General features: G+C 61.1%; 24 protein-coding genes. 8 read left to right on the forward strand and 16 right to left on the reverse strand.

The genetic code is table 11. The annotated features are described in order from the left end of the window. Window positions 1–64: 64 nt before the first annotated feature. Genes ACR0NJ_RS00250 through ACR0NJ_RS00260 form a run of 3 tightly spaced genes read left to right on the forward strand, consistent with a single transcriptional unit; the run spans window position 65 to window position 2,326 of the window. Window positions 65–484: a PaaI family thioesterase gene (locus tag ACR0NJ_RS00250; protein ID WP_480815130.1), complete on the forward strand. Its 420-nt coding sequence runs from the start codon at window positions 65–67 to the stop codon at window positions 482–484. Between the two features lies 1 nt (window position 485). After that, entirely contained in the window at window positions 486–1,007 is a 522-nt protein-coding gene (locus tag ACR0NJ_RS00255) for a PaaI family thioesterase (RefSeq protein ID WP_480815131.1), read from the forward strand. 2 nt (window positions 1,008–1,009) lie between these two features. Next, the gene (locus tag ACR0NJ_RS00260) at window positions 1,010–2,326 is read left to right on the forward strand and encodes an MATE family efflux transporter (RefSeq protein ID WP_480815132.1); all 1,317 of its coding nucleotides are present in this window, start codon (window positions 1,010–1,012) and stop codon (window positions 2,324–2,326) included. On the opposite strand, the gene arsC is transcribed toward ACR0NJ_RS00260, so the two are convergent. From arsC to ACR0NJ_RS00280, 4 genes are read right to left on the reverse strand one after another with little or no spacing between them, the layout of a single operon-like run. Further along, complete coding sequence (arsC, locus tag ACR0NJ_RS00265; RefSeq protein ID WP_480815133.1) at window positions 2,323–2,664, reverse strand: arsenate reductase (glutaredoxin); 342 nt, start codon at window positions 2,662–2,664, stop codon at window positions 2,323–2,325. The two genes, ACR0NJ_RS00260 and arsC, sit on opposite strands and share 4 nt — an antisense overlap. Continuing rightward, complete coding sequence (locus ACR0NJ_RS00270; protein WP_480815134.1) at window positions 2,661–3,719, reverse strand: quinone-dependent dihydroorotate dehydrogenase; 1,059 nt, start codon at window positions 3,717–3,719, stop codon at window positions 2,661–2,663. Before ACR0NJ_RS00270 ends, arsC begins: the two co-directional genes overlap by 4 nt. Beyond that, entirely contained in the window at window positions 3,716–4,147 is a 432-nt protein-coding gene (locus ACR0NJ_RS00275) for a DUF1330 domain-containing protein (RefSeq protein WP_480815135.1), read from the reverse strand. Before ACR0NJ_RS00275 ends, ACR0NJ_RS00270 begins: the two co-directional genes overlap by 4 nt. Then, the gene (locus ACR0NJ_RS00280) at window positions 4,144–4,482 is read right to left on the reverse strand and encodes a DUF952 domain-containing protein (RefSeq protein ID WP_480815136.1); all 339 of its coding nucleotides are present in this window, start codon (window positions 4,480–4,482) and stop codon (window positions 4,144–4,146) included. The genes ACR0NJ_RS00275 and ACR0NJ_RS00280 overlap by 4 nt, the downstream gene beginning before the upstream one ends. A 107-nt stretch (window positions 4,483–4,589) precedes the next feature. Here ACR0NJ_RS00280 and ACR0NJ_RS00285 point away from each other — a divergent pair, with 107 nt between their 5' ends. Then, window positions 4,590–6,173 (forward strand): bifunctional metallophosphatase/5'-nucleotidase, encoded by a 1,584-nt coding sequence (locus ACR0NJ_RS00285; RefSeq protein ID WP_480815137.1) that lies wholly within the window; start codon window positions 4,590–4,592, stop codon window positions 6,171–6,173. A 46-nt stretch (window positions 6,174–6,219) separates the two neighbouring features. Here ACR0NJ_RS00285 and ACR0NJ_RS00290 read toward each other — a convergent pair whose 3' ends face one another. After that, window positions 6,220–8,004, reverse strand: a complete 1,785-nt coding sequence (locus ACR0NJ_RS00290) for a tetratricopeptide repeat-containing sulfotransferase family protein (RefSeq protein ID WP_480815138.1) — start codon at window positions 8,002–8,004, stop codon at window positions 6,220–6,222. Here ACR0NJ_RS00290 and ACR0NJ_RS00295 point away from each other — a divergent pair. Continuing rightward, complete coding sequence (locus ACR0NJ_RS00295) at window positions 7,928–8,590, forward strand: SOS response-associated peptidase (RefSeq protein ID WP_480815139.1); 663 nt, start codon at window positions 7,928–7,930, stop codon at window positions 8,588–8,590. The genes ACR0NJ_RS00290 and ACR0NJ_RS00295 overlap by 77 nt on opposite strands. Before the next feature lie 43 nt (window positions 8,591–8,633). Next, a complete protein-coding gene (gene mnmH, locus ACR0NJ_RS00300; RefSeq protein ID WP_480815140.1) occupies window positions 8,634–9,686 on the forward strand; it encodes a tRNA 2-selenouridine(34) synthase MnmH in 1,053 nt (350 codons plus the stop codon). On the opposite strand, the gene selD is transcribed toward mnmH, so the two are convergent. The 7 genes from selD to ACR0NJ_RS00335 are packed head-to-tail and all read right to left on the reverse strand — an operon-like array spanning window position 9,677 to window position 17,754. Beyond that, window positions 9,677–11,836, reverse strand: a complete 2,160-nt coding sequence (gene selD / locus ACR0NJ_RS00305; RefSeq protein WP_480815141.1) for a selenide, water dikinase SelD — start codon at window positions 11,834–11,836, stop codon at window positions 9,677–9,679. The genes mnmH and selD overlap by 10 nt on opposite strands. 5 nt (window positions 11,837–11,841) lie before the next feature. Further along, window positions 11,842–12,228, reverse strand: a complete 387-nt coding sequence (locus tag ACR0NJ_RS00310; protein ID WP_480815142.1) for a Na+/H+ antiporter subunit G — start codon at window positions 12,226–12,228, stop codon at window positions 11,842–11,844. A 7-nt stretch (window positions 12,229–12,235) separates the two neighbouring features. After that, the gene (locus ACR0NJ_RS00315) at window positions 12,236–12,505 is read right to left on the reverse strand and encodes a K+/H+ antiporter subunit F (protein WP_480815143.1); all 270 of its coding nucleotides are present in this window, start codon (window positions 12,503–12,505) and stop codon (window positions 12,236–12,238) included. Then, window positions 12,502–12,999, reverse strand: a complete 498-nt coding sequence (locus tag ACR0NJ_RS00320; RefSeq protein WP_480815144.1) for a Na+/H+ antiporter subunit E — start codon at window positions 12,997–12,999, stop codon at window positions 12,502–12,504. The genes ACR0NJ_RS00315 and ACR0NJ_RS00320 overlap by 4 nt, the downstream gene beginning before the upstream one ends. Beyond that, the gene (locus ACR0NJ_RS00325) at window positions 12,999–14,528 is read right to left on the reverse strand and encodes a monovalent cation/H+ antiporter subunit D (RefSeq protein WP_480815145.1); all 1,530 of its coding nucleotides are present in this window, start codon (window positions 14,526–14,528) and stop codon (window positions 12,999–13,001) included. The genes ACR0NJ_RS00320 and ACR0NJ_RS00325 overlap by 1 nt, the downstream gene beginning before the upstream one ends. After that, window positions 14,525–14,884 carry a Na+/H+ antiporter subunit C gene (locus tag ACR0NJ_RS00330; RefSeq protein WP_480815146.1) on the reverse strand — a complete coding sequence of 120 codons (360 nt, stop codon included), beginning with the start codon at window positions 14,882–14,884 and terminating at the stop codon, window positions 14,525–14,527. Before ACR0NJ_RS00330 ends, ACR0NJ_RS00325 begins: the two co-directional genes overlap by 4 nt. Beyond that, window positions 14,884–17,754, reverse strand: a complete 2,871-nt coding sequence (locus tag ACR0NJ_RS00335) for a monovalent cation/H+ antiporter subunit A (protein ID WP_480815147.1) — start codon at window positions 17,752–17,754, stop codon at window positions 14,884–14,886. Before ACR0NJ_RS00335 ends, ACR0NJ_RS00330 begins: the two co-directional genes overlap by 1 nt. Window positions 17,755–17,974: 220 nt before the next feature. Here ACR0NJ_RS00335 and ACR0NJ_RS00340 point away from each other — a divergent pair, with 220 nt between their 5' ends. Together ACR0NJ_RS00340 and ACR0NJ_RS00345 are read left to right on the forward strand one after the other, a co-directional pair. Then, a complete protein-coding gene (locus tag ACR0NJ_RS00340; protein WP_480815148.1) occupies window positions 17,975–18,448 on the forward strand; it encodes a rhodanese-like domain-containing protein in 474 nt (157 codons plus the stop codon). Continuing rightward, window positions 18,445–19,269, forward strand: coding sequence for a CE1 family esterase (locus tag ACR0NJ_RS00345; RefSeq protein ID WP_480815149.1), 825 nt, complete (start codon window positions 18,445–18,447; stop codon window positions 19,267–19,269). The genes ACR0NJ_RS00340 and ACR0NJ_RS00345 overlap by 4 nt, the downstream gene beginning before the upstream one ends. On the opposite strand, the gene mdoH is transcribed toward ACR0NJ_RS00345, so the two are convergent. From mdoH to ACR0NJ_RS00365, 4 genes are read right to left on the reverse strand one after another with little or no spacing between them, the layout of a single operon-like run. Further along, window positions 19,270–21,138: a glucans biosynthesis glucosyltransferase MdoH gene (gene mdoH / locus ACR0NJ_RS00350; protein ID WP_480815150.1), complete on the reverse strand. Its 1,869-nt coding sequence runs from the start codon at window positions 21,136–21,138 to the stop codon at window positions 19,270–19,272. Continuing rightward, entirely contained in the window at window positions 21,135–22,634 is a 1,500-nt protein-coding gene (locus tag ACR0NJ_RS00355; RefSeq protein WP_480815151.1) for an OpgD/OpgG family glucan biosynthesis protein, read from the reverse strand. The genes mdoH and ACR0NJ_RS00355 overlap by 4 nt, the downstream gene beginning before the upstream one ends. Beyond that, complete coding sequence (locus ACR0NJ_RS00360) at window positions 22,631–23,848, reverse strand: OpgC family protein (RefSeq protein WP_480815152.1); 1,218 nt, start codon at window positions 23,846–23,848, stop codon at window positions 22,631–22,633. The genes ACR0NJ_RS00355 and ACR0NJ_RS00360 overlap by 4 nt, the downstream gene beginning before the upstream one ends. Before the next feature lie 28 nt (window positions 23,849–23,876). Continuing rightward, window positions 23,877–25,247 carry a tetratricopeptide repeat protein gene (locus tag ACR0NJ_RS00365; RefSeq protein WP_480815153.1) on the reverse strand — a complete coding sequence of 457 codons (1,371 nt, stop codon included), beginning with the start codon at window positions 25,245–25,247 and terminating at the stop codon, window positions 23,877–23,879. Window positions 25,248–25,376 lie beyond the last annotated feature (129 nt).

The following is a 25,376-nucleotide window of genomic DNA, read 5'->3' on the forward strand; positions in this document are numbered from 1 at the left end:
AGGCGGTCTTGCCCTTTGCGGAAACTGCGGCTCATAAAGGGGAAACACAACAGGATGCATCACTATGGTCGACAAGACAGCCCTGGCCCGTCAATTCATCGAGGCCATCCCGCACGCCCGGGCGCTTGGCCTGACGCTGAAGCAGATTGGTGAAGGCGAGGCCGTCATCTCGATGCCTTACAACGAAGATCTGATCGGCGACCCGCGCACTGGGGTTATTCATGGTGGGGCGGTCTCGACCATTCTGGATACGTGCTGTGGCGCGGCGGTCATGAGCCACCCGTCGGCCCCCGGTGGGACGGCAACGATTGACCTGCGCATCGACTATATGCGCGCCGCAACGCCGGGTCAGGCGATCACCGCGCGGGCAAGCTGCTATCACATCACCCGCAACGTGGCCTTTGTGCGGGCCACGGCGATGGATGACGATCACGACCGGCCCGTGGCGACTGCCACCGGGTCCTTCACGGTTGAGGGGAAGTAACATGGCCCGTCGTCCCCGTCCCGAACCCATGCAGGTGGTCAAACAGCGGCGCGATGCGGCGTTGCGCGCTTTGGTCGATGGTGTGCCCTATATCCGGTTTCTCAACATCAGTTTCGACCGGCGCGGGGATGAGCTGACCGGCGTTCTGAATTTCGACGACAAGCTGATCGGCAACCCTCTGCTGCCCGCCATCCACGGCGGGGTTACAGCCGCCTTTCTGGAAGTCACGGCTGTGATCACCCTGAGTTGGGAACATATGTTTCCCGGCATCGAAAACGGAGAAATCGACGCCGATGCTATCCTGAGCGATCACAGCATCCGCTTTCCCAAGACCATCGACTTCACGGTCGATTATCTGCGCTCGGGCTTGCCAAGAGACGCCTATGCGCGCGCGTTTATCAACCGTGCCGGGCGGCGCTATGCCTCGGTCCGGGTCGAGGCCTGGCAGGACAACCACGCCAGACTATTCGCGCAGGCAACCGGCCATTTCCTGATGCCGCAACCGGCGAAAGACAAGGGCTGAGCATGCAGGACGCCTCGGCGCCCATCACGCACAGGCGGGTGCTGAAAATCGCGGTGCCGATTGTGCTGTCCAATGCCACGGTGCCGATTCTGGGCGCAGTAGATACTGGTGTTGTTGGCCAGATGGGGCAAGCGGCTCCGATTGGGGCTGTGGGCATTGGCGCGGTGATCCTGTCCGCGATCTATTGGATTTTCGGCTTTCTGCGGATGGGCACGACCGGTTTGGCCGCGCAGGCGCGTGGGGCGGGGAACCTGACCGAGACACGCGCCCTGTTGATGCGGGGGTTGTTGTTGGGCGGTGCCGCCGGGCTGGTCTTTATCGTGGCACAGGTCGCGGTCTTTGCCGGGGCCTTCGCCCTGTCCCCGGCCAGCCCCGAGGTTGAGGCGCTGACCCGCGCCTATCTTGAGATTCGCATCTGGGGCGCACCGGCGACGATCGCATTATACGCCGTGACGGGCTGGCTGATCGCGGTCGAACGCACGCGCGGTGTTTTTGTCCTGCAAATCTGGATGAACGGCCTGAACATCCTGCTGGACCTGTGGTTTGTGCTCGGACTGGGCTGGGGCGTCGAAGGTGTCGCCATCGCTACCCTGATTGCCGAGTGGACGGGGCTGGCGCTGGGCCTGTGGCTTTGCCGCGATGCGTTCCAAGGCAGACTCTGGCGCGATTGGGCGCAGATTTTTGACGCCGCGCGGTTGCGCCGGATGATGCAGGTGAATGCGGACATCATGATCCGTTCGGTGCTGCTGACCGGATCGTTCACGACCTTCCTGTTCGTTGGCTCTGACCTTGGCGACGTCAATCTGGCGGCCAATCAGGTGCTGCTACAATTCCTCGAAATCACCGCCTTCGCGCTGGACGGGTTCGCCTTTTCGGCTGAGGCGTTGGTGGGCGGCGCGGTGGGGGCGCGGGACCGGTATCAGGTGCGCCGCGCCTCGGTCATGGCCTCGCAATGGGGTATCGGCGGCGCGGTTCTTCTGGCGGTGATCTTCTTTGCTGCCGGGCCAGCGTTGATCGACCTTATGTCCACCTCGCCCGAGGTGCGCGAAGCCGGGCGTGAATTCCTGATCTGGGCCGCCATCGCGCCGGTGATCGGCGTTGCCAGTTGGATGTTCGACGGCATCTATATCGGTGCGACCTGGACCCGAGCCATGCGCAACGCGATGATCCAATCGGTTGCGATCTACATCGTCGCCCTGTTCGTTCTGGTGCCCGCCTTCGGCAACCATGGCCTTTGGGCTGCTCTGATGGTTCTGAACACGGCGCGCGGCGTGACAATGGGCTGGCGCTATCCGAAGCTAGAGGCGCAGGTCGCCTAAAGCAGCGCCAGCAGGGTCTCCGGAGGCCGCCCGATGGCCGCCTTGCCGTCCGCAATCGCCAGAGGGCGCTCGATCAGGATCGGATTCTCTGCCATTGCGCTGATCAGGTCCGCGTCCGGTGAGGTTTTCGTCAACCCAAGCTCTTTGAACCGCTTCTCGCCGGTGCGGATCATCTGAACCGCGGGAACGCCCAGCAGGGACTGCGCCGCGCGCAGTTCGTCCTCGGTCGGCGCATCTTCAAGGTACTTGCGCAGCTTTATCTCTGCCCCGCGCTCCTCGAGCAGCGCCAGACCCGCGCGCGATTTCGAACAACGCGGATTGTGCCAGTATTCGATCACAGCCAGTCCTCTCGTTTGCTGCCCACCGCCTGCGCCACGGTCTCGAACCCGTCGCGGGCCAGCAGCTTGTCCAGACCTTCGGCGATTTCGGCGGCCAGCGAAAGGCCGCCATAGACCATCGCGGTGTAGAACTGCACCGCCGATGCGCCAGCACAAATCTTGGCATAGGCGTCTTCGGCGGTGCTGATCCCGCCAACCCCGATCAGGGGAATGCTGTCGCCGGTCAACTGGCTGAGACGGGCCAGAACACGGGTCGATTTTTCGAACAAAGGCGCGCCCGACAGACCACCGGCCTCGGCCTTATGCACGCTGCTTAGCCCGTCACGGGACAGAGTGGTATTGGTTGCGATCACCGCGTCCACCTTGGTCTCTTGCGCGACTTCGGCGATGTCCTGCAACTCGGCATCGGTCAGGTCCGGCGCGATTTTCAGGACGATGGGTAGGGGTCGGGGCAGAGCATCGCGGGTTTCGATGACACCGTTCAACAGCGCGCTCAACGCGGCCTTGCCCTGCAGGTCGCGCAGCTTTTCGGTGTTGGGGGATGATACGTTGACAGTGGCGAAATCCAGATGCGCTGCGCAATGGGCCAGCACCTTGGCGAAATCACCCGACCGGTCATCGCTGTCCTTATTGGCCCCCAGATTCAGTCCGATCACCGCGTCCTTGGGGCGCTGCGCTAACCGCTGCGCCATCACCTCCATGCCTTCGTTGTTGAAGCCGAAACGGTTGATCGCCGCCTTGTGCTCGGTCAGGCGGAACAGGCGCGGTTTGGGGTTTCCCGGCTGCGGGCGAGGCGTCACGGCCCCCACTTCGATGAACCCGAACCCGGCGCGGCACAGAGGCGTCAGAACCTCGCCATTCTTGTCGAACCCGGCTGCAAGGCCCACGGGGTTCGGTAGGTCCAGGCCCGCGATCCGGGTACGCAGGCGCGGGGATGTGACCGGCCCGGGCGCGGGGACCAGACCGGTTTTCAAGGCCATGATGGACAGGCCATGCGCGGTCTCGGGGTCAAAACGGTGCAGGACAGCCAGCCCCAGTTTCTCGGTCAGTTTCATCCGAATGATGCTCCGCCTTCTGCCGATCCGCAGCGGATCAGTCGGGATGTTTCCACAGCCGCCTGCCTGTGCACGACAGCCGCGCGATAAATCGGGTCGGTCACCATGTCCAGAAACGCATGGGCTGAAGGATAGTGGGCAAGGAACACCTCATCCCAAACTTCATCCGCCGGTCCGATCAGGACCGTTTGGAACGCACCGCGCCACAGGATCGACGCGCCGATCCGAGCGATAATCGGCGCGGTGTCGCGGCCATAGTTTCTATAGGCCTGCGCGCCGGTCAGCCCCGCTTCCGCCAGTTCATGATCTGACGGATACGCCGCTTTGTCTCGGAACTTCACCAGATTGAGCATCGCGATGGGCTGATCGCGGTCCAGCGCCTTGAAAGCCTCGAATTGCTCACGCTCGGGGTCGATATAGGCGGTCATGCCATCTCCTGCGGGAAGTGATGCTCTTCGCCGTCAAACGGCAAAGGGCGCGACCAGATCACATCCGTCATGCGAATCTGGCGATAGAGATGCGGAAACAGCGCGCCGCCGCGCGACACTTCCCATTTCAGATCATCACCCATCGCATCCGCATCGCAGGCCAGCAGGGTCAGGCCATCTACGCCGGCGAAATGCTTAGCCGCGGTTTCAGCGGCCTGTTCGGCGGTCGAGAAATGCACAAACCCGTCCGCCACATCAATCGGCGCACCGTCCGAGGCCCCCTGAGCCTGCAGCGCCGTCCATTCCTCGGCGCGGAAAATCTTGTAGATCAGCATGTGCTCCTGATGCCTTGGGGCGCGGGGGGAATCAAGCCGGAATTCCCCTTTGACTCTCCGACCGCCCCGGCGCACGATTTCGAAAAACAACAACTGGGAGTTTGAACGTGTTAACCCGAATCTTGACATCCGTGGCCGTTCTGGGCCTGACCGCAGGCATGGCGGCTGCTGAGTACAAGCTGACCATTCTGCATACAAACGACATTCACAGCCGGATTGAATCCATCAACAAATATGATTCCACCTGCGATGCCGAGGACGAAGCCGAAGGCAAATGCTTCGGCGGGGTGGCGCGTCTGAAATCGGCTGTCGACGCCAAACGCGCGGCGATGCAGGGTGAAAACGTTCTGTTGCTGGATGCAGGCGATCCATTTCAGGGCTCGCTGTTCTACACCACATACAAAGGGGCCGCCGAAGCCGAGTTCATGGAGGCGATCGGCTATGACGTTATGGCCGTCGGCAACCACGAATTCGACGATGGCCCCGAAGGTCTGGCTGCCTTCATTGACGCGGTGAGCTTCCCCGTGATCTCGGGCAACCTCGACCTGTCCTCTTCGGCCGAGTTGAAGGACAAGGTGAAGAACCACGTGGTTCTGGACGTCGGCGGGCAGAAAGTCGGCATCGTCTCGGCGCTGGCGACGGATACGGTGGATACTTCAAGCCCGGGTAAGGATGTCGTTTTTCAGGATGAGATTGAAAGCCTGACGGCAGACGTTGCCGCCCTGCGCGACGAAGGGGTGAATATCGTCATTGCACTGACCCATGTTGGCCTTCCGAAAGATCTTGAGATCGCCGAGAAAGTGCCGGGGCTGGATCTGGTGGTCGGTGGTCACTCGCACACGCTGCTGTCGAACACGGATGAAGACGCGGCAGGATCATATCCGACCATGGTCGGCGATGTGCCGGTGGTTCAGGCTTATGCCTATTCCAAATATCTGGGCGAGATCACACTGACCTTCGACGATGATGGCAATCTGATCGGGGCCAAGGGCGCACCGATCTTGCTGGACGCCTCGGTCACACCTGACGCGGACATTGCAGCGCGCGTGGCGGAAATGGGCGCACCGATCGAGGAAATGAAAAAACGCGTCGTAGCCAGCTCCGCTGCCGCAATCGAGGGGAACCGCGATATCTGCCGGGTGCAGGAATGCGAGATGGGCAACCTGGTCGCCGACGCCATGCTGGCGCGGGTTGCTGATCAGGGCGCACAGATCGCCATAGCGAACGCGGGCGGCTTGCGGGCGTCCATTGATCCGGGTGATGTGACAATGGGCGAAGTGCTGACGGTTCTGCCGTTCCAAAACACCCTGTCCACTTTTGAAATCAGCGGTCAGGGCGTGATTGACGCGCTTGAGAACGGAGTGAGCCAGGTAGAAGAGGTCAAGGGACGTTTCCCGCAGGTCGCGGGCCTGACTTTTGCATGGGATCCGTCAGTCGCACCAAACGAAGGCCGTATCAGCGACGTTATGGTTGCCGAGGGCGATGGTTTTGTGCCGATTGATCCCTCTGCGACATATCTTGTCGTGACCAACAACTATGTTCGCAACGGCGGCGACGGGTACAAAATGTTCGAAGGTGATGACAAGAATGCCTACGACTTCGGCCCCGATTTGGCGGATGTGACAGCCGAATACCTGGCCGAGAACGCACCCTACCAGCCATATCTGGACGGTCGTATCAAACAGAAATAATACGCTGAGAAAGGCCGCATCAAACCGATGCGGCCTTTCTTAATGGTCAGCTAAAATCATATTCCGGCCAAAGCTCGGGATCGAACCCATCGAGCATCGGTTGAATATGATCGGCCACCTTGCGCCAGCCGCCAATGGATTTGGTCGAGATTTTGTTGCGGACCTGATCAATACTGGCCGTGCGCACCTGTTTGGTGTTTTCTTCCGGATGCATCATCGTCTCATGCCATTCGATTCCGCAGAATTCAGCGACTTGCTTGCTGTAGGTTTCGGGATCGGAAACCAGTTGTTCGTAAGAGATCGTCAGAATCCTGTCGCCAAACACCTCGTCCCAGTGCCGCATGTATCGGCGATAGAGGTTGGCGGAATGCGCGATGGACTCCAGATTTGAGGCATAGTTCATCCCACCCGCCGGGAAACGTCTGATCCATTTCGACAATCCCACATCGCGCGGGTCACGCATCATGTTGATGATCTTGGCATTCGGGAAGGCACTTATAAGGAAGCCGACGCGCTGATAGTTGTGGGGCATCTTGTCGACGAAAGCGATGGCGTCGCTGGGCAACGGCGGCATCAGGTCGCGGAAATCCCGAGCATATTTCTCTGCGGCGTCCGTGTCGAAGGTTCGTCGGTCCTGCACGAACTCAGCCGAAAGGTCAGCGCCCAGCATGAGCTCTCCACACCCGGTGATGTCTGGTGCAGAGCTCAGCATCATTTCCATCAGGGTCGTGCCGGATCTGGGTTGCCCGATGACGAAGATGGGCAGGGGCGCTTCTGCCAGATCAGAGGCTGGCAGGTCGACACCGACGGGAAACATTCCGGTAATCTGCTCAAACTTCTTATCTTCATCGGAATAGCGATACGGGTTGGTCTCGTGCTGGGCCGCGTTGGCGCGGGCAAACTGCGGCAAGGCGGCATCCAAGCCTTCGCTTTTCGATATCAACTGGGCCTTGGCGAATTCCAGGTCGGACAAGACGTTTTCATTTTCCTGAATTGCATCTTCGACAGACTTTAGCAGGTCTGGAACATTGTCTTTGTCCACAATCGAAGACATCTGAAAAAGCGCTTGTCTATGGTGGGGCTGAATCTCCAGAACGTCTTGCAGAATTTTCGTGCTGCCTGGCTTGTCGCCGCTTTGGTGTAGATTCAGTGCTTTTGCGAAAGCCACTTTTGGATCTGTCGGGGCTAACTCGTAAGCTTTAGAAATATCGCGTGTATTTTCCACAACGAAGCCAACACGAGCATAAGCGCGGGCGCGTTTGGTCAGAAGCTCAGGGTTGTCCGGGTCAGATTTCAGTTTTTTGGTCGCGTAGTCGATTATGGATCGCCAGTTTTGCCCCTTGAGTTTGATCTCCTCGATAACGCGGGCCAGTTCTTTGTTGTTTGGGAATTTCTCTGCCTTTTGTTCCGCATAAGTCAAGGCTCGGTCAATCTGCCCTGTCTGCATCAGCGCATTGGCCAGGTTTTCGACGAATTGCGGATCGTCCGGTTTCATCCGCGACGCTTCGACAAAATGCGGGATCGACCGTTTGTATTGCTTCATTTCGGTCAGAACAAATCCGGCAATTGCCTGATAGTCTGAATCCTTGGGGAATTTCTTGATACCCAGCTGCGCCTTTTTCAGCGCCTGCGGCAGTTTCCCGGCATCCAAAAGCTGAACTGCCTTGCTCTTCAGGGATTTCGTTGTTTGATTTTCCATATGACCCCGTGAGATTCTGTGCCTGTATGAAAAGCTTGTCGATGGTTCATTACCCATGTGCGGACGGTTTGCAATAACTCTTCCCTCCGACGCGATGGCTCGCCTGTTTTCGGCGCGGCCCGCGAATTTCATGCCGGATGTGCCGCACTTTAATGTTTGCCCGACAAATCAGGTGCATATGGTGCGATCCAATGGGCATGAGCGTAGATTGAGCGCGCTGAGATGGGGGTTTTTGCCACACTGGTACAAATCCGAAACGGCAGGTCCCCTGTTGATCAATGCTCGCGCCGAGACACTGGCTGACAAACCCGCCTTTCGGTCCGCCTGCCGGGAAAGGCGGTGTCTGATCGTGGCGACGGGGTTCTATGAATGGACCAAGACGGAACACGGAACCCGGCTGCCGTGGTACATCCACCGGCAGGACGGGGCTGCCATTGCCTTTGCGGGGGTCTGGCAGGATTGGGGCCCGGAAGAGGCCCGGATGGGAACCTGCGCGATTGTGACTACGGCGGCCAACCAAAATCTTGGCGCGATCCACCACCGGATGCCGCTGATCCTTGAGCCCGCCGACTGGCCGCTCTGGCTGGGAGAAGGCGGCAAGGGGGCCGCGCGCCTGATGCGACCGGGGGCCGAGGATATTCTGACCTTCCACCGGGTCGACCCGGGTGTGAACTCCAACAAGGCCAGCGGTCCGAAACTGATCGAGGCGGTGCAGTGAACCCGGCCTTTCTTTCCCCAGACCGGCAGGCTAGACCTTTGGTATGTCGCTGTCTTTCACCAATCTGCCCCAGCTTTATGCCCACCCGTTCGACAGCGTGATCGACGTGCGCAGCCCGGCGGAATTTGCCGAGGATCATCTGCCTGGCGCGATCAATCTGCCGGTGCTCAACAACGAAGAACGCGCGCGGGTTGGCACGGTTTACGTGCAGGACAGCCCGTTTCTGGCGCGCAAGCTTGGCGCCGCTTTGATGTTTCGCAATGCGGCCAATCACATCGAACAAAGTCTGAGCCATCATGAGGGCGGCTGGCGACCCTTGGTCTATTGCTGGCGCGGGGGGCAGCGGTCGGGGTCGTTCACCTGGATGCTGCAACAAATCGGCTGGCGTGCCGAGGTGGTCGAAGGCGGGTACCGAACCTATCGCCGTCTGGTGAACGCCTATCTGTACAAGGACGCCTTGCCGCACCGGTTGGTGGCGCTGGATGGGTACACGGGAACGGCCAAAACCGAGCTTTTGGACCACCTCGGCGCGCGCGGGGTTCAGGTGCTGGACCTTGAGATGCTGGCCAACCATCGCGGCTCGTTGCTGGGGGAACGGCCCGGCGGGCAACCCAGCCAGAAGGCGTTTGAATCCGCGCTGGCTGCCGCCCTGTGCGGGCTTGATCCAACGCGTCCCGTCGTTGTCGAAGCCGAGTCGTCCAAGATCGGCAACCTGATCCTACCGCCCAGTCTTTGGGCCGCCCTGTGCGCCGCGCCTCGGGTGCAAATCGCGGCTTCGATTGAGGCGCGTTCGACCTATTTGGCTGAGGCCTATGACGACATTCTCTCAGATTCTGAGCGCCTGCGCGACCGCCTCTCGCCCCTGCGGTTCCATCGTGGGCATGAGGTTGTTGATGGCTGGCTGAAGCTGATCGAGGCGGGCGACAGGCGGGCGTTGACCCGGGCGTTGATGGAGCAGCACTATGACCCGGCCTATGCGAAATCCCGTCGTTCTCAGCGCGTTGATGTTCTTGCGGAAATCGACATCGAAACGCTGGATGACGCGGGGCTTAGGGTTGCCGCGGCACAGATCGAAAGCCTGTTGGATCAGGTTTGAAGGCGCAGGCCGGGCGCTTCTGTCAATTGGCCAATGATCGCAGCTGGATAGCCTGTCTTTTGCAATTCCCCCAATAGCGCATCGGCCCGTTCCGGGTCGACAGCGGCCAGCAAACCGCCGGCGGTTTGCGGATCGAACAGCAGATCGGCCTTACCGCCTGTTGGCAATTCCGGCGCGTTGGAGCGGTTGTCTGCATAGATCGTTGATCTGACGCCCTGAGTGCTCAGTTCGAGCGCGCCATCCATAACCGGTACGGCGTCCAAATTCAGGGTCGCGCCGCAGCCCGAGGTTTCGCAGAGGCCAAGCAAATGACCGGCAAGGCCAAATCCGGTGACGTCTGTCATCGCGTGGGATTCCGCAAGAATGCGTGCGGCCTTGCCTTGCGGCTGGCACATCTGACGCAGCGCGGCGGCAATGTCTGCGCCGTTTGCCTGACCAGCCATTTCTGCCGCCATCATCACGCCGCTGCCCAAGGGTTTGGTCAGGATCAGGGCGTCTCCGGGCCTGCCGTTGGACAAGGTGATCGGCTCCCCATCGCACAGGCCGGTCAGAGTGAAGCCGAGGGTCATCTCATCCCCCATCGAACTGTGCCCGCCGACGATTTCGGCCCCGGCCTCGCGCAAGACCTCGGTGGCGACCGCCATGATCTCGGCCATCGTGCGCTGCTGCAGCGCGGGCGACATACGAGGCAGGATGATGGTGACCGTCGCGGCCTGAGGGTTGGCCCCCATCGCCCAGATATCCCCCAGCGCATGTACAGCAGCGATGCGGGACATCATGGCAGGGTCGGTGACGAAGGCGCGCAGGTGGTCAGAGGTAATCACCTGTTTCGCGCCGCCGGTGGTCAGCAGGGCCGCGTCATCGCCGGGCAGAGGCGTAATGTCGGGTCGGGTGGGGCCGGGCAGCCCGTCCAATGCCTCTCGCAGGGCACCGCGCCCAACCTTCGCGCCGCAGCCGCCGCACATGGGCTTGTCGCCCAACGTTTCGCGCAGACCCGCCGCATGATCGCGCGGCAGCGCCGGCGGCTTCATCTGTGGCAAATCGCGAAACCTGTTCATGAAGGACTGGTCGATGTGGTTCTTCCATTTCCACATCAACGGACCGCTGAGCGACGTTCCAAATCGCTCGGCCAAGGCGGATTTGCCGCCCAGTGAGATCAGTTTCAGGTAGTCCTTCTGCGGCACATAGGCCCGCATCTGACCGGCCCCCAAAGCCGCCCGCAGGTTTTGGTAGAGGACCGGAGCCTCGCGCACCGCGTAAACGCCCGCCTTCGGGCGCGGGTTCTCCGTTAGGTGCGCGCAGTCGCCAGCCGCAAATATCGCCGGATCGCTGGTCTGCAAGTGCCCGTTCACCTTCACGAACCCATCATGAAGCGCCAGACCGGTGTGCGCGACCCACTCATAGGGGCGGGCCCCGGCGGCCCCGGTCACGAAGGCGGCAGGGATTTGGCGACCGTCCGATAGGTCCACGTGATCACCGGCAATCCGCGTGATCGCGGCGTCTTCGATGACATCAACGCCCAGGTTGTGCATCACCTGCCGGATGGTGGCCGCAGCCTTAGGTTTCGTCGCCGTCAGGGCCTGCGCATTGTCGATCAGAGTCACCTGCGCCGCCCGCCCTTTGGATCGTAGCGCGTGGGCCATCGCCATGACCAGTTCCACCCCGGCGACGCCTCCGCCAATCACAACGACCGAGGCCGGTCCGCTGCCCGCAAGATACTCGGACCAGCGCGCGGCAAGCGGCCCGAGTGGTTTGGCCGGAACCGCGTGTTCGGCAAATCCGGGCATCGATGGCATGTCGGACGTGATCCCGACATTGATCGAGGCGACATCGAAAGCAACGGGTGGGCGCCCGGGCACGTGGACCTCTCGCCGGTCCGTGTCGATCCCCTGGGCCGAGCCAAGAATGACCCGGGCCCCGGCGAATCTTGCCAGCCGCACCAGATCGATATCCAACTCCCACCGGTCATAATGGCCTGCGACAAACCCGGGCAGCATGCCGGAATAAGGCGCGGTGGGGCCGGGGTTGATCACCGTGACGCGCGCGCCGGGCAGCGGGTTCATGCCCCATTTGCGCAGCAACAGCGCATGTGTGTGGCCTCCGCCTATCAGAACCAGATCGCGGGTCAGGGGCAGCGGAGGATTATGCATTGGACCTAGTTCGTGCTGTGATCAGGGACGTCTTCGACCTGCTCGACCGCGTGGGTGGCCCACAACTCGTCCTCGCCCGCGTCCGGCAGATCGCTGGGCTTTTCATGGCGGTGAATGTGCCATTTGGCAATAAACAGCGCCGTGATCGGGGCGGTCAGGAACAGGAACAAGGTGATCAGCAGTTCATGCAGCGACAGATACCCCTCGATCAGAACCGAATGGGTGATCGAGGCCAGCACCACCCCACCCACGCCCAACGTCGTCGCCTTGGTCGGCGCGTGCAGGCGCGACATCGGGTCCTTGAGTTTGATCATACCGAACGACCCGACAAAGCCGAAGATGCCCGAGACGATCAGGAATAAGGCGATCAGCAGTTCGAAGATGAATGTCATGCCGCCCTCACTCGATGATGTTGCCACGCAGCATGAAGCGCGCGTAGGCCACGGTTGAGACAAAGCCCAGCATGGCGATGATCATGGCGGCCTCGAAGAATATCTCGGTGTTCTGCGACAGGCCGTACAGGATCATCAGGGCGATCGTGTTGATCACCATCGTATCCAGAGCCAGAACGCGGGTGCCGACGCCATCCGCCGTGATGATCCGCCACAGGCACATCATGATTGCCGCCCCGAAACAGGCAAAAGCAAAGTAAATCGCGTATTCCATCATTCGAAGATCTCCTTCAGGCGGCGTTCATAGCGGTGCTTGATCTGGTCGCGCACCTCGTCCGGGTTCGGCGCGTCCAGGCAATGGACAAGCAGGTTGTGACCTTGCGCAGACAGATCGCAACTGACCGTACCGGGCGTCATCGTGATGGTGCCGGCCAGCACCGTGATCGCCTCGGGCGTGCGCAGTTCCAGCGGGATGCTGATCCAGTTCGGGTGCCGGTCGTCGTTCCGTTTGAACAGTATGATCCGGGCGACGGTTATGTTGGCCATCACGATATCCCAGAGCACCACCAGCATGTATTCGGCGATCATTGGCCAGTTGCGCAGCTTTGGCCGGTCGGGCCAGTAGGGCTGTGTGACAAAGGGGATGATAATCCCCAGTATCAGACCGAAGACCAGCGAGTTGAGCGACGGTTTGTTCGCCAGAAACATCCAGACCAGCGTCAGCAGGAACGTCAGTTGAGGATGCGGGAATATACGGTGCAGCAGCTTCATTACTCTTCCCTTCCCAAAACGGCCGAGATGTACTGATCGGGCGTGAACAATTGTTCGGCTGTGTTGCTTGTGTATTCAAGCGCCGGTCCCGCAAACAGCGTCAGCAGGATCAGACCGGCCACAACACCAAAGACCGAGCTGAAGGCGAGGCCCGGTTTGGGCTCTGGCGCGGTGGGCGCTTCTTCCGCGTCAGTATCGTCGCTGTATTCAGCCGCGTGGCTCTTCCAGAAGATCAGTGACCCAGCCCGTGCCAGTCCGACGATTGTGACAAAGGACCCGATCAGGATCACGGCCCAGACCCAATGGGCGTCCGGCGCGCCCCGCGACGCATCCAGAACCAACAGCTTGCCGATGAAGCCAGACAGGGGCGGCATCCCGGCCATCGCGATTGCGCCGACAAAGAACAGGGCCGCGATAAGGCCGCTTTGTGCCATGGGTCTTGTGGGCTCGATCACGCCGCCGCGCCGTTCCATGACCAGATCAGCCACAAGGAACAGCAGCGCGGTCGCCAGCGTCGAGTGAAACACGTAGTAAAGCGCCGCCGCCGTGGCACCCGGTGTGAACTGTGAAATCGCAATCAGCAGCGTGCCCATCGAGGTGATCGCGCAGAACGCCACCATCCGGGCGATATGCTGCGATCCCAGAATGCCGACGGCCCCAACCGCCAGCGTCACAAGTGCCGCCGGTTGCAGCCAGGCTCCGACCAGTCCTTGGGTCGCTTCAACCTCGGGGCCGAAGGCCAGCGTATACATCCGCAGGATCGAATAAGCCCCGACCTTGGTCATGATGGCAAATAGCGCGGCCACGGGCAGGGGCGCGTTGGCATAGCTGGCAGGCAGCCAGAAATGCAGCGGCAGAACAGCGGCCTTGATGCAAAAGACCAGCAGCAGAAGGACCGCGCCGACCCGCAGTAATGCCGTATCCTCGGGCGGAATTTCGGCCACGCGCACGGCGATATCCGCCATGTTCAGCGTGCCGGTCACAGCATAGAGTGTGCCCAGCGCAAACAGGAACAGGGTCGAGCCCAGCAGGTTGTAGGCCACGTACTGAACACCTGCTTTCAGTCGCACCGCACCGCCGCCATGGGTCATCAGGCCGTATGAGGCGATCAGCAGCACCTCGAAGAACACGAACAGGTTGAAGGCGTCGCCGGTCAGGAAGGCACCGCAGACACCCATCAGTTGGAAATGGAACAGCGCGTGGAAGTGTTTCCCGCGCTCGTCCCAGCCCGATGCAATGGCGTAAAGCACAATGGGCAAGGCCAGCAGGGCGGTCAGTAGGACCATCATGGCGGACAGCCGGTCCAGCACCATGACGATGCCGAACGGTGCGGGCCAGTCGCCCAGTTCGTAAATCTGAATGTCCCCTCCGGCGGCCTGCGCGGTGATCGTCAAGGCAATCCCCAACAACCCGACAACGCCTGCGACCGAGAAGATGCGCTGCAGATCCAGATGGTATCGCAGGACCATGATGATGAACGGGGCCAGGATCGCGGGCAGGACGATCGGCGCAACGATCCAGTGGTTCATGCGTCTTCTCCCGGCGCGTCCACGCTGTCGCTGGCGCTCATGTCGATATGGTCATTCTTTGCGGACAGATAGGCCGAGAGCGAGATCATCACGATCACCGCTGTCATCCCGAACGAGATCACGATGGCCGTCAGCACCAGCGCCTGCGGCAGAGGGTCGGTATAGGGGACCTCTTCGTATTTGTTCAGCACGGCCGGGGCGTTCAGCGCCAGTCGGCCCGTTGCGAACAGGAACACGTTCACCGCATAGGTGATCAGGGACAGGCCCAGGATGACGGGGAAGGTTCGGCGGCGCAGGATCAGGAAGATCCCGGCGGCGGTCATGATGCCTACGGCAGAGGCTACGAGCGCTTCCATCAGGCCTGCTCCTTTTCTTCGTCGTCTTCCGGCGGATCATCCCGCAGCGGGTTGATATCCATCGGGAACTCCTGCGCCATGCCCGGCTGCCAGGCAAAGCGCGAGAGGCTGTCGAGCGCCAGCATCACCGCACCCAGCACCGCAAGGAAAACACCGGTGTCGAACAGCATGGCGGTAGCCCATTCGAACTCTTCCAGCGGCGGCCAGTTGATGTAGCCGAAATCGCTGGTCAGGAAGGGACGCTCGTTGAACCACGCGCCGAGGCCCGTGGCGGCGGCGATCAGGACGCCCCAGCCGATGGTGCCGTGATAATAGAATCGCTGCCGTTCGATGGCCCATGTGTAGCCGCTGGCCATGTACTGCATCAGATAGGCGATGGCGACGATCAGGCCGGCGATGAAGCCGCCGCCGGGCTGGTTGTGGCCCCGAAAGAAGATATAGGCCCCCACCATCAACGCGATTGGCATCATCACACGGGTTACGACCACCATCATCAGCGGGTGCGAGTCGCCGGATTGAGGCCAATGCGGTTTGCGGTTCAGCAGGTAGCCGCGCACATTCGTGCTCAGCACCGCCTCGGTCAGGGCAAAGATGATCAGGGCTGCGATGCCGAGCACGATGATCTCGCCGAAGGTATCAAAGCCCCGGAAGTCCACCAGGATCACGTTGACCACATTGGTGCCGCCTCCGCCTTTGTACGAGTTCGCAAGGTGGAATTCCGATATCGTCGGAAACGCAAAGTCGCGCATCATGATCGCATAAATCAGCGCCCCGGTTCCTAGACCGGCCACTACCGAAATTGCTGCATCGCGCCAGCGCCGCGCGGCGGAACTGTCCCAGGGCGTTTCGGTCGGCAGGAAGTTCAGCGACAGCAGCAGCAGGATCATCGTCACCACCTCGACCGAAATCTGCGTCAGCGCGAGATCGGGGGCCGAGAGGTAGTTGAACGCAATCGACACGATCAGGCCGACGACACCGATCAAAACCAGCGACAACAGGCGGTTGCGGTGGAACCACATAATGGCCAGCGTTGCACCAACCAGACAAATCCAGCCGATGATCGGAATGATCTGCGCCGGAAGCGGCACGCGCGTTTCGACGCCGATGGTGCCGGTCGAATAGGCGTAGTAGCCCAGCCCGACCGTGAAGGCGACGAATATGATCGCATAGCGGCTTAGGACACCGTTATGCAGCTCGTCCGTAATCCAGCGGCTGAGCTTGGTGAGGGCGAGGATCACCGCCTCGAAAATTGCCTTGGCCTCGGGGCGGGGCAGGGCGTTCCAAATCTGCTCGCCACGCTTATGTGCGGCCAGCAGGGCCAGACCGCCAACCGTTGCTGCGGCTGACATGAACAGCGCAGGCGTGAACCCGTGCCATAGTTTCAGCGAGTAATAGGGCAGCTTTTCGCCCCCGATCACCGCGCTGGACACGACTGCGACCAGCGGCCCGACAATGGCAGCGGAATAAAGGCCAATCAGGATTACCAGAATGACAAGGAACGCAGGAGCAAGCCACAGCCCGACCGGTGGGTCATGCGGGTGCGCAGGGTAATCGCCGCGCTTGGGCCCAAGGAAGACATGGCTGACAAAACGGAAGGAATATGCGGCTGAGAACAGCGCAGCCAGAACCGCCAGCCCCGGCACCAGATAGTGCGAGTGCAGCCATGTGGTGTGGACCGTTTCCTCCAGCATCATTTCTTTCGACAGGAAGCCATTCAGCGGCGGCAGGCCCGCCATTGACAGGGCGGCGATGGTGCCGATGGTGAAGGTGATCGGCATCAAGTGGCGCAACCCGCCCAACCGCTTGACGTCGCGCGTTCCGGTCTCGTGATCCACGATCCCTGCGGTCATGAACAGCGCCGCCTTGAAGGTCGCGTGGTTGATGATGTGAAACACCGCGGCGACGGCTGCAAATTTTGTGCCGAAGCCTAGCAGCATAGTAACGAGCCCAAGGTGAGACACCGTGGAAAACGCCAACAGCGCCTTCAAGTCGTCTTTGAACAGGGCGATCACGGCCCCGATCAACATCGTCACCAACCCGGTGGTTGCGACGATGTAGAACCACGCGTCGGTCCCGGCCAGCACCGGCCACATGCGCGCCATGAGGAACAGTCCGGCCTTCACCATCGTGGCTGAGTGCAGATAAGCCGAAACCGGCGTCGGCGCGGCCATGGCATGCGGCAGCCAGAAATGGAACGGGAACTGCGCCGATTTGGTGAAACAACCCAGCAAGATCAGGATCAGCGCGGGCATGTAGTGGGGCGAGGCCTGAATCAGCTCCTTGTTCTGCAGAATGACGCTCAGGTCATAGGACCCCACGATATTGCCAAGGATCAGCATCCCCGCGATCATCGCAAGACCGCCACCGCCGGTAACCGCCAGCGCCATCCGTGCGCCCTGCCGCCCTTCGGGCAGGTGTTTCCAATAGCCAATCAGCAGGAATGAGCTAAGCGAGGTCAGCTCCCAGAAAACCAGCAAAAGCAGGATGTTATCGGACAAAACGATGCCCACCATCGCACCCTGAAACAGCAGCAGATAGGTGTAGAACTGCCCCATTGGGTCTTCGCGCGACAGGTAGAAACGGGCATACAGGATGATCAGCAGACCAATGCCAAGGATCAGCAGCGCGAACAGAAATCCAAGCCCGTCCAGCATGAAATTCGCGTTCAGCCCCAGCCCCGGTATCCAGTCGAAACGGGCGGTGACGACCTCGCCGCGCATGACTGCGGGGATGTGGATCAGCAGGCCCATCAGCGCGAGGAACGTTGTCAACCCCGCCGCCGAGGCTGCTGCGTTTCGTCCAGCCCGGATCAGAAGGGCTGGAAAGACAGCGCCGAGAAAGGGAAGGGCCGCGATAAGGAATAGGGACAAGTGCGATACTCCGGTCTGGGCGGTCTGTGTTCTGCCGATTTCTAAGGATAATTTATTGGCTGTCCAGATATTGCAAGTAATTCACAGAGTTCTAGGTGCGGAACCTCCCATTCAGTTTGGTGCTAAAAATGACGCGAACTTGATCCCGAGGTCTGATTTCAACGCGGCAATGCGGCCCCGGCTGTGGTAAAAGCGACCTGTCGGCGCAGGAGAACACGACATGGCGAACACAGGAACAAAAACCCGCAGGTGGGTAGTGTTGGGCGGTTGCACAGCGATCGCTGCGGGTTTTGCGATCCGCGAATATCGCCTGATCCCCGAAGCCTATGGGGGTGGCCAGCTTGATGTTGCCCGGGCCCACAGGCAGGCTTTAGCCCGAGAGATACTGCTGGTGGATATCCGCACGCCGCACGAATGGCGGGCGACCGGTGTGGGTGAAGGAGCCCACCCGCTTGACATGCGGCGCGACGATTTCGTGGCAGCTTTGACGCAGCTTGTGGACGGTGATCGGGGTGCGCCCGTGGCGCTGATCTGCGCGCGCGGTGTCCGCTCGGCCCGGTTGAGCAATCAACTGACTCAGGCCGGGTTTACCAACATCATTGATGTGCCAGAAGGCATGTTGGGGTCAGCGGCGGGTCCGGGGTGGGTGCGCACCGGGTTGCCGATTGAGACATACACAGAGGATGACGGATGAGCGTGAAATACGGGTTGGCCCTGTGCCTTGCGATTGCCGGCCAAGCGGCCACAGCCGCGTGCGGTGACGCCGACCAGATGTGCGAAACCGCATCCGGCGGATATTTCATAGAATTGCCCGAGGTCGAAAACCCGCCGCTTGTCGTGTTCCTGCATGGCTATGGCGGCAGCGCCACGGGGACGATGAAAAATCGTGGCATGGTGGACCCTCTGTTGGCGCGGGGATACGCGGTGATGGCACCCGAGGGGCTGGAACGCGCAAACCGGCCCGGGGTCAAAAGCTGGAACTTCTATCCAGGTTTTGGCGATCGGGATGAAACCGCCTTTCTGACCGAGGTTGTGCAGGACGCCGCAGACAGGTTCGGCATCGACGCGGAGCGGTCCATTCTTGGCGGGTTCTCGGCAGGGGCGTTCATGGTCTATTATCTCGCCTGCGCGGCGCCCGATACGTTTGCGGCCTATGTCCCCGTGTCTGGCGGGTTTTGGCGACCGCACCCCGAGGCCTGCGATGGCCCGGTCCGCATGTTCCACACCCACGGCTGGATCGACAACGTTGTACCGCTTGAAGGGCGGCTATTGGGCGGTGGCAGGTTCCATCAGGGCGATATCTTTGCCGGTCTGGAAATCTGGCGCGTTGCCAATGGCTGCGTCGATACCAAGCCCAGCGGGTTTTCCACCACGGATCAGTTCATGCGCCGCTACTGGAACGGCTGCGACGAAGGTGGTGCGCTGGAATTTGCCCTGTTCCCGGGCGGGCACACCGTTCCCAAAGGCTGGGCGGACATGATGGTGGACTGGTACGAAGGGCTGCCGGGCGGCTGATCACTCGGCCGGGGTGACGATGCCCTTGCCTTCGATCAGGCGCTTTAGCTCGTCCCGGTGACGGCGGGCCGAGCGGGTGATCGCAGGCTCACGTACATCCTCGCGCATGCCAACCATACGCCGCGCCGCGCCTGCAGATACGCCGCTCAGCGCGGATAGCGGGATGGCCAAAGCAAGGCTGATGGCAATCGGGGCCAACCAGACTGAGACCAGCCCAGCCAGAATGCCCACGCTCAGCGCCACGCCGCTGATGGTCTCGAGCGTGTGGCACAGGATCAGCGTACGCAGGTTATACGTGCCGCCGTCGCGCGCCTGTGGCGTCCAGCCTTTCTGGATGCCAAAGGCCGTCCGGATCACCGCGATCATCTGCTGTACCATCAGGATCGGCGCGTAGAGGATCGACAGCACGACCTCAGCCAAAAAGGACGTCAGGAATTTGCGCCCGCCGCCGAACTCGGAATAGCGCACCCCGCTCAAGGGCAGCGCCACTACGCCCAGCACCTTGGGCGCCAACAGCATCGCGTACATCACCAGAATGATCAGCACGTGCCGGGTTTCCGACATCTCGGGCCATTGCGGGAAAAGTGGGTTGTCGGGGCTGAAATAATGCAGGACCGAGGCGTCCTTGCCCTCACCAATCAGCGCCCACATCACCAGCAGAGCAAACCACAGCGGCGACATCAGATATCCGACCGCGCCGTGGAACATGTGGAACCGCGACACGGCGCGGAAGCCTGCCGAGCCCAGCAGTTTCAGATGTTGCAGGTTGCCCTGACACCAGCGCCGGTCGCGCAGGGCGTGGTCGATGAGGGTGGGTGGTGTCTCTTCATAAGAGCCCCGAATGCGCGGCAGGAAGCGCACGCCCCATCCGGCGCGGCGCAGCAGACCGGCCTCGACGAAATCGTGGCTCATGATCAGCTTTTCCTGACCGTTCAAGGCGCGCAGTTTCGGCAGACCGGCGCTTGAGGCAAAGGCCCGCGTGCGAATGATGGCGTTGTGACCCCAATAATTGCCCTCTTGCCCGCACCAGCGGGCGAGCCCTTCGGCGAAGGCGATGCCATAAACGCCGTTGGCGAACTGCTGCATCCGGGCAAAGACCGACTGCGCGCCGATCAGTTGCGGATAGCTTTGGATCAGGCCTGCGCCGGGATCGCGCGCCAGCGCATCGGTCAGGCGGGTGATGGCGCGCCCGGTCATCAGACTGTCGGCATCAAGCACCAGCATCGCGTCCCAATCGGCCCCCCAGCGGCTGACCCAATCGGTGATGTTGCCCACCTTGCGGTCAGTGTTCTGTTCGCGGCGACGGTAATATAGCTCCAGACCGGGCGCGAGGGTGGTGCGCAGCGCCTCGATACTGGCCTGTTCCTGCGCTGCGATCTCGGGGTCGCGGGTGTCGGACAGGATGAACATCGCGTAGTGATGCTGACCGCCCCGCGCGCGCAGGTCTTCCAGCATCGTGCGGGCGTTGCCTAGCACGTTCCACGGCACTTCGTTGTAGACCGGCATCAGCAGCGCCACACGCAGGGGTTGCGGGCGGCCCTGCCGTTTGGGCTGCTCCTGCCGCGAGAGCGATGCCATGCCCAGTAAAACAGTGCAGACCGTAAAGGTGATCCAGAAGAAATTAAACGAGATCAGCGTCAGCAGGATGCCTTCGACCAGATTGATCCCCTCGGCCCCGAACCAGTCGCTCATGACCCATAACAGGCCGAGCGCCGCCGCCATCGCGGGCGAAAACGCCAAAGCGCGCCAGAACCCGGCCGAGGTGCGCTTGCCCTGTGGCACCTGCGCATCGCGGAAGCCTGCGTTGAAATCTTGCGCAGGCATCGCCAGAGGAGCCTCGGGCGGCATGATATGCAGATCGCGGTTCATGTGGTCCAACGGTAAAGCCAGACTTCGGAAGCTGGCTGTTTGTCCTTCAACAACTGCGCGCGCAGCTCGACATAGGTGCGTTCTCCGGGTTCAAACGAAAATGCCAGCCGCAGACCGCCCGTGTCGGGGTTGCGTTGCAGAACACCATCCGAGGTTTCGGCGTGGGGCGAGTTCACAAAGATCGTCATCGCCTCGGGGTCGTCGAAGAGCTCGCTGTCCTCAAAGTCGATCACGGCCAGACGGCCCTCGCCAAAGGTGTTCTCGCCCATTGCCGTGTTGATCACACGCGGCATCGGGGTGCGCTGGGGCTCCTCGCCCCAGATCAGGCGGTAGGACAGATCAACCTGACTGCCTGCCGCATAGGGCTCCATCGGGCGCCAGTAGGCGACGATGTTGTCATAGATTTCCTGATCCGCCGGAATCTCGACCAGCGTAACGGTGCCTTTGCCCCAGTCGCCATTGGGTTCGACCCACAGGCCGGGGCGCTTGTGGTAATTCGCCTCAAGGTCCGCATAGTCCGAAAACTTGCGCTTGCGCTGCATCAAGCCAAACCCGCGCGGGTTCATGTCCACGAAGGACGAAATTTGCAGGCGTGTCGGGTTCGCCAGGGGCCGCCACAGCACCTCTCCGGCGCCGTTGCGGATCAGCAGGCCATCGCTGTCATGCACGGCAGGGCGGAAATCGTCGAACCGGCTGTGGTTCGTTTGATCGAACAAGAACATTGAGGTGCCGGGGGCGATGCCCACATGCGGCAGTTCCTCACGCGGGAACAGCGTGGCCTCGACATCCATGATGCAGTCGGCACCGGCAGTGACGTTGAAGCGATAAGCCCCGGTCACGCTGGGGCTGTCCATCAGCGCGTGGACGACCATGTTGCGCTGGCCGGGCTTGGGACGTTCCAGCCAGAAGCGGATAAATTCGGGGAATTCCTCGCCGTCCGGGTCGCCGGTTTTCAGGGCCAGTCCTCGGGCGGACAGGCCGTAGACCTCATGCAGACCGATGGCGCGGAAATAGCTGGCCCCCTGCCAGACGCAGAATTCATCGGTTTTGCCTGGGCGGTGCATCTCGGTCCGCAGGCGCAGACCGGAAAAGCCCAGCGTGTCGTCGATGGGGAGGGTCGGCACATCCTCGGACTTGTCGAACATTCCCAGATCGAAGGCGACCGGGCTGGTCATCCCGTCCTCGACGGTCGAAACCTTGACGGTGCGCGGGAAATAAAGGCCGGGGGTGAAGAAATCGACGTTGAAGGGCGTCTCGGTCTCGTACCACAGCGCGCGGTCCAGCCGGAAGCGGATGGAACGATACTGCTGATAGGTCAGGTCCTGCCATTCCTGCGGGACCATCTCGCGCTCAGAATAGGGGCGGCTGGCCATCTCGCGGGCCAGCGCGATCACGTCGTTGCGGTCAAAGGGAACATCCCCGCCCACGGCAAAGGTGGCCGGGGCAAAGGCGAGTGCCGAGGTTGATGCCAGAAATGCGCGACGCGTAAAATTCATTTTTTCGATTTCCAGGGTTGAGACTTAAACCAAGCGGCCAGATAGGCCACACCGATAATCATGGCAAAGCCAATCATGTTGGCTGCAAACACACTGGCAACATCCCGCCCGGTCTGGTCCAGCACCACGCCGATCAGACGGGCCGCAGCCATCGAGAATACGAAAACCGCAAGGGATTGCTGGCCGACCTTGGTGATCAGGGTCAGCAACACCTGCCAGACCCGCGCCGCAGCACTGTGCCCCGAAGCGATCAGGCGGTGGCCATGTTCCCCTGCCACAACCCAGCCCAGATAGGCCAGCGACAGGAAGTGGATGTAACGGAACAGCCCAAACTCGGTCTTGTTGCGAAGCTCCTTGGTGATCGGCCAGACCTTGCGGATTTCCTCGGCCAGATCAGGAAATGCCGCGTTGATCCAGGTAAACACTTTCCACGACCCAAAGGGCATGGACAGGATCAGGAACAGCGCAGCCGCCCAGATCAGCGTTTTTGATACCGGCGGGGCCGGTATCCAGCCGCGCATGAAGGCAAACCCGGTGAAGAACAGCAACTGCCAACCGAAGGGGTTGAAGAACCACTGTCGCTCCGACCACGGCTCGGCAGGCAGGGCCAGAACGCCGAACTGGGCCACCAGCCAAATGGCGATTGACGTCACCGCAACCGCCCAGAACCCGATCCGGTGCAAACCCATGAACAACGGCATCATCGCCAGAACCACCAGATACATCGGCAGGATGTCAAAGTAGTTCGGCACATAGGTCAGCGTGAACAGACCCACCATCTGCGGCAGGGGATCGTTGAAGAAATGCTGCAGGTTCAGGGACGAGACATAACTTTTCTGGAACAGGCCCGAGTTATCCAGCGCCGCCATGGTCATGGCGACAAAGAAGAACAGGCAGATATGCGCCCAGTAAACCTGCCAGATCCGAAACGCGACCCGGGCCGTGCCCATCAACCAGCCTTTGCGCGCAAAGGCCCCGCCAAAGGCAATGGCCGAGGCCATGCCGGAGCAGAACACAAAAATCTCGGTCGCGTCTGAAAAGCCGAAGCGCGCCGGAATCCAGTTGGCCCAGGGGTCGTTGGGAATATGCGCGATCAGGATGATGAACATCGCAATGCCGCGATAGAAATCCAATCGCGGATCGCGCGCGCGGGCAGGAGTGGCGGCCGAGGCCGCCACAGGCGCAAAATCAGAAGCGGGCGATACTGTCGCCATACGGTTTCTGTCCTTCTTGGTCTTTTTGTTATTCAGCCGGGACGCTTTGTGCGTCTCCGTTGTCGCGGGCCGCGTCGATCAATGCGCGGCGCGCCAGAGCGTAATTGTCCTCGCCTCCGTCCCGTTTGGCGCGGCGGTCGTCCAGGATGCGCTCGACAGCATCCAGACGACCGGCGCGCAGGCCGGAATCAATTGTGATGCGCTCGAATACATCACGTTGGGCGTGGCTGCCACCTGCCAATTGCATTCCGTCGCGTGCATTTGACAGAAAATCAAAGGCTTGGCCATAGAGACCGTCGCCAAAGGCTTCCAAACCCTTGGCCGCCGCGATGCCCGGGTCGGACATGCGAACAGGTGTGTCGCCTTGATTGCGCTGCGCGTCTTTCTGAATGCGCTGCAGCATCTGGCTTGTCGCCTCGGTGCGGTTGTCGCCGGTTAGGGCCAGCAGATAGTGCAGATCGGCGAAGATCAGGCAGCCATCCTCGGTCCGGGTGGCGCTGAGGTCGGCCAGTTCTTCCCAGCGGTTGCCGACATTGACACCCTCCAACTCCAGTCGCGACAGCAGCGAGGTCGCGTTGGAGATGTCGCGGTAATCGTCGGTTTTGTCTTTGCGGATATGTTCGTCATACAACTCCATCACGCGATCGACCTGAGCCAGATCCAGATGCATCAGCGCCTTGTGCCACCAGACGTGATAGCGGAAGTTGTTGCAATGCGCCCAAGCGTCCTCGCGCCCGGCCAGCCAGTCCAGACCCAGTTGCGCGTTGCCGGTCATTTCGTGCACATGGGCCACGGCGTGCAGGCCCCAGGCATCGTCCGACACCATCCACAGGGCCTGACGACCAGCGATCTCGGCCTTTTCATAAGCACCAGTTTCTTCCAGCGCGAAGGAATGGCAACCCAGCAGATAGCCGCGCCCGGGATGATCCGGCGCATAAGCGGGCAGAACCCGTTCAATCGACCGGCGCATGCCCGCGGAATCGCCCAGAACGAAACGGGTCGCATGGCTGAGCTTCATCGCCAGCGTGTCTTCGGGATGGGCGCGCAGAATCTCTTCGAATTTCTGAATGGCCTGCGAGGGCAGGTCGGCCAGATACATTTCGAGCGCCTCGACATACAGCCGTTCGCGCGCCGAGACCGGCTGACGCTCCATTGCGGATTTGGCCGCGTTCAGCGCGTCGATCGCGACCGCAATCATCTCGCGACGGCCCAGCAGAACCATGAACAGGCCCTTGGTGGCGTGACCCAGAGCAAAATCGGGCTCAAGCTCTAGCACTTTGCCCAGATGCTGAGGTGTGATTGCTGCGTGCGCCATGAACCCAAGCAGAACACCATTCCAGGCATCGACACTGGCCGGCTGGGTCAGGGTGTTCATTTGTCCAAAAACGTCTTGTTTCATGCTTGGGTCCAATCTGATTGCGACATGTGACACTGTCCGATTTATCAGAGTGTGCGAATGCGTCGTATCAGTATCGACCCTGCTCTCGAATTGGTGAAAACCCGTGTGCGCAAAAAGCGAAAAAAACCG

Source organism: Ruegeria sp. F11 (assembly GCF_056533855.1).

Bases quoted from the DNA above. Each gene is read 5' to 3' on its own strand.
- ACR0NJ_RS00250 (WP_480815130.1), top strand. From the start codon at position 65: ATGGTCGACAAGACAGCCCTGGCCCGTCAATTCATCGAGGCCATCCCG.
- ACR0NJ_RS00255 (WP_480815131.1), top strand. From the start codon at position 486: ATGGCCCGTCGTCCCCGTCCCGAACCCATGCAGGTGGTCAAACAGCGG.
- ACR0NJ_RS00260 (WP_480815132.1), top strand. From the start codon at position 1,010: ATGCAGGACGCCTCGGCGCCCATCACGCACAGGCGGGTGCTGAAAATC.
- ACR0NJ_RS00270 (WP_480815134.1), bottom strand. From the start codon at position 3,719: ATGAAACTGACCGAGAAACTGGGGCTGGCTGTCCTGCACCGTTTTGAC.
- ACR0NJ_RS00275 (WP_480815135.1), bottom strand. From the start codon at position 4,147: ATGACCGCCTATATCGACCCCGAGCGTGAGCAATTCGAGGCTTTCAAG.
- ACR0NJ_RS00280 (WP_480815136.1), bottom strand. From the start codon at position 4,482: ATGCTGATCTACAAGATTTTCCGCGCCGAGGAATGGACGGCGCTGCAG.
- ACR0NJ_RS00295 (WP_480815139.1), top strand. From the start codon at position 7,928: ATGTGCGGACGGTTTGCAATAACTCTTCCCTCCGACGCGATGGCTCGC.
- ACR0NJ_RS00290 (WP_480815138.1), bottom strand. From the start codon at position 8,004: ATGAAATTCGCGGGCCGCGCCGAAAACAGGCGAGCCATCGCGTCGGAG.
- mnmH (WP_480815140.1), top strand. From the start codon at position 8,634: ATGTCGCTGTCTTTCACCAATCTGCCCCAGCTTTATGCCCACCCGTTC.
- selD (WP_480815141.1), bottom strand. From the start codon at position 11,836: ATGCATAATCCTCCGCTGCCCCTGACCCGCGATCTGGTTCTGATAGGC.
- ACR0NJ_RS00310 (WP_480815142.1), bottom strand. From the start codon at position 12,228: ATGACATTCATCTTCGAACTGCTGATCGCCTTATTCCTGATCGTCTCG.
- ACR0NJ_RS00315 (WP_480815143.1), bottom strand. From the start codon at position 12,505: ATGATGGAATACGCGATTTACTTTGCTTTTGCCTGTTTCGGGGCGGCA.
- ACR0NJ_RS00320 (WP_480815144.1), bottom strand. From the start codon at position 12,999: ATGAAGCTGCTGCACCGTATATTCCCGCATCCTCAACTGACGTTCCTG.
- ACR0NJ_RS00325 (WP_480815145.1), bottom strand. From the start codon at position 14,528: ATGAACCACTGGATCGTTGCGCCGATCGTCCTGCCCGCGATCCTGGCC.
- ACR0NJ_RS00330 (WP_480815146.1), bottom strand. From the start codon at position 14,884: ATGGAAGCGCTCGTAGCCTCTGCCGTAGGCATCATGACCGCCGCCGGG.
- ACR0NJ_RS00340 (WP_480815148.1), top strand. From the start codon at position 17,975: ATGGCGAACACAGGAACAAAAACCCGCAGGTGGGTAGTGTTGGGCGGT.
- ACR0NJ_RS00345 (WP_480815149.1), top strand. From the start codon at position 18,445: ATGAGCGTGAAATACGGGTTGGCCCTGTGCCTTGCGATTGCCGGCCAA.
- mdoH (WP_480815150.1), bottom strand. From the start codon at position 21,138: ATGAACCGCGATCTGCATATCATGCCGCCCGAGGCTCCTCTGGCGATG.
- ACR0NJ_RS00355 (WP_480815151.1), bottom strand. From the start codon at position 22,634: ATGAATTTTACGCGTCGCGCATTTCTGGCATCAACCTCGGCACTCGCC.
- ACR0NJ_RS00360 (WP_480815152.1), bottom strand. From the start codon at position 23,848: ATGGCGACAGTATCGCCCGCTTCTGATTTTGCGCCTGTGGCGGCCTCG.
- ACR0NJ_RS00365 (WP_480815153.1), bottom strand. From the start codon at position 25,247: ATGAAACAAGACGTTTTTGGACAAATGAACACCCTGACCCAGCCGGCC.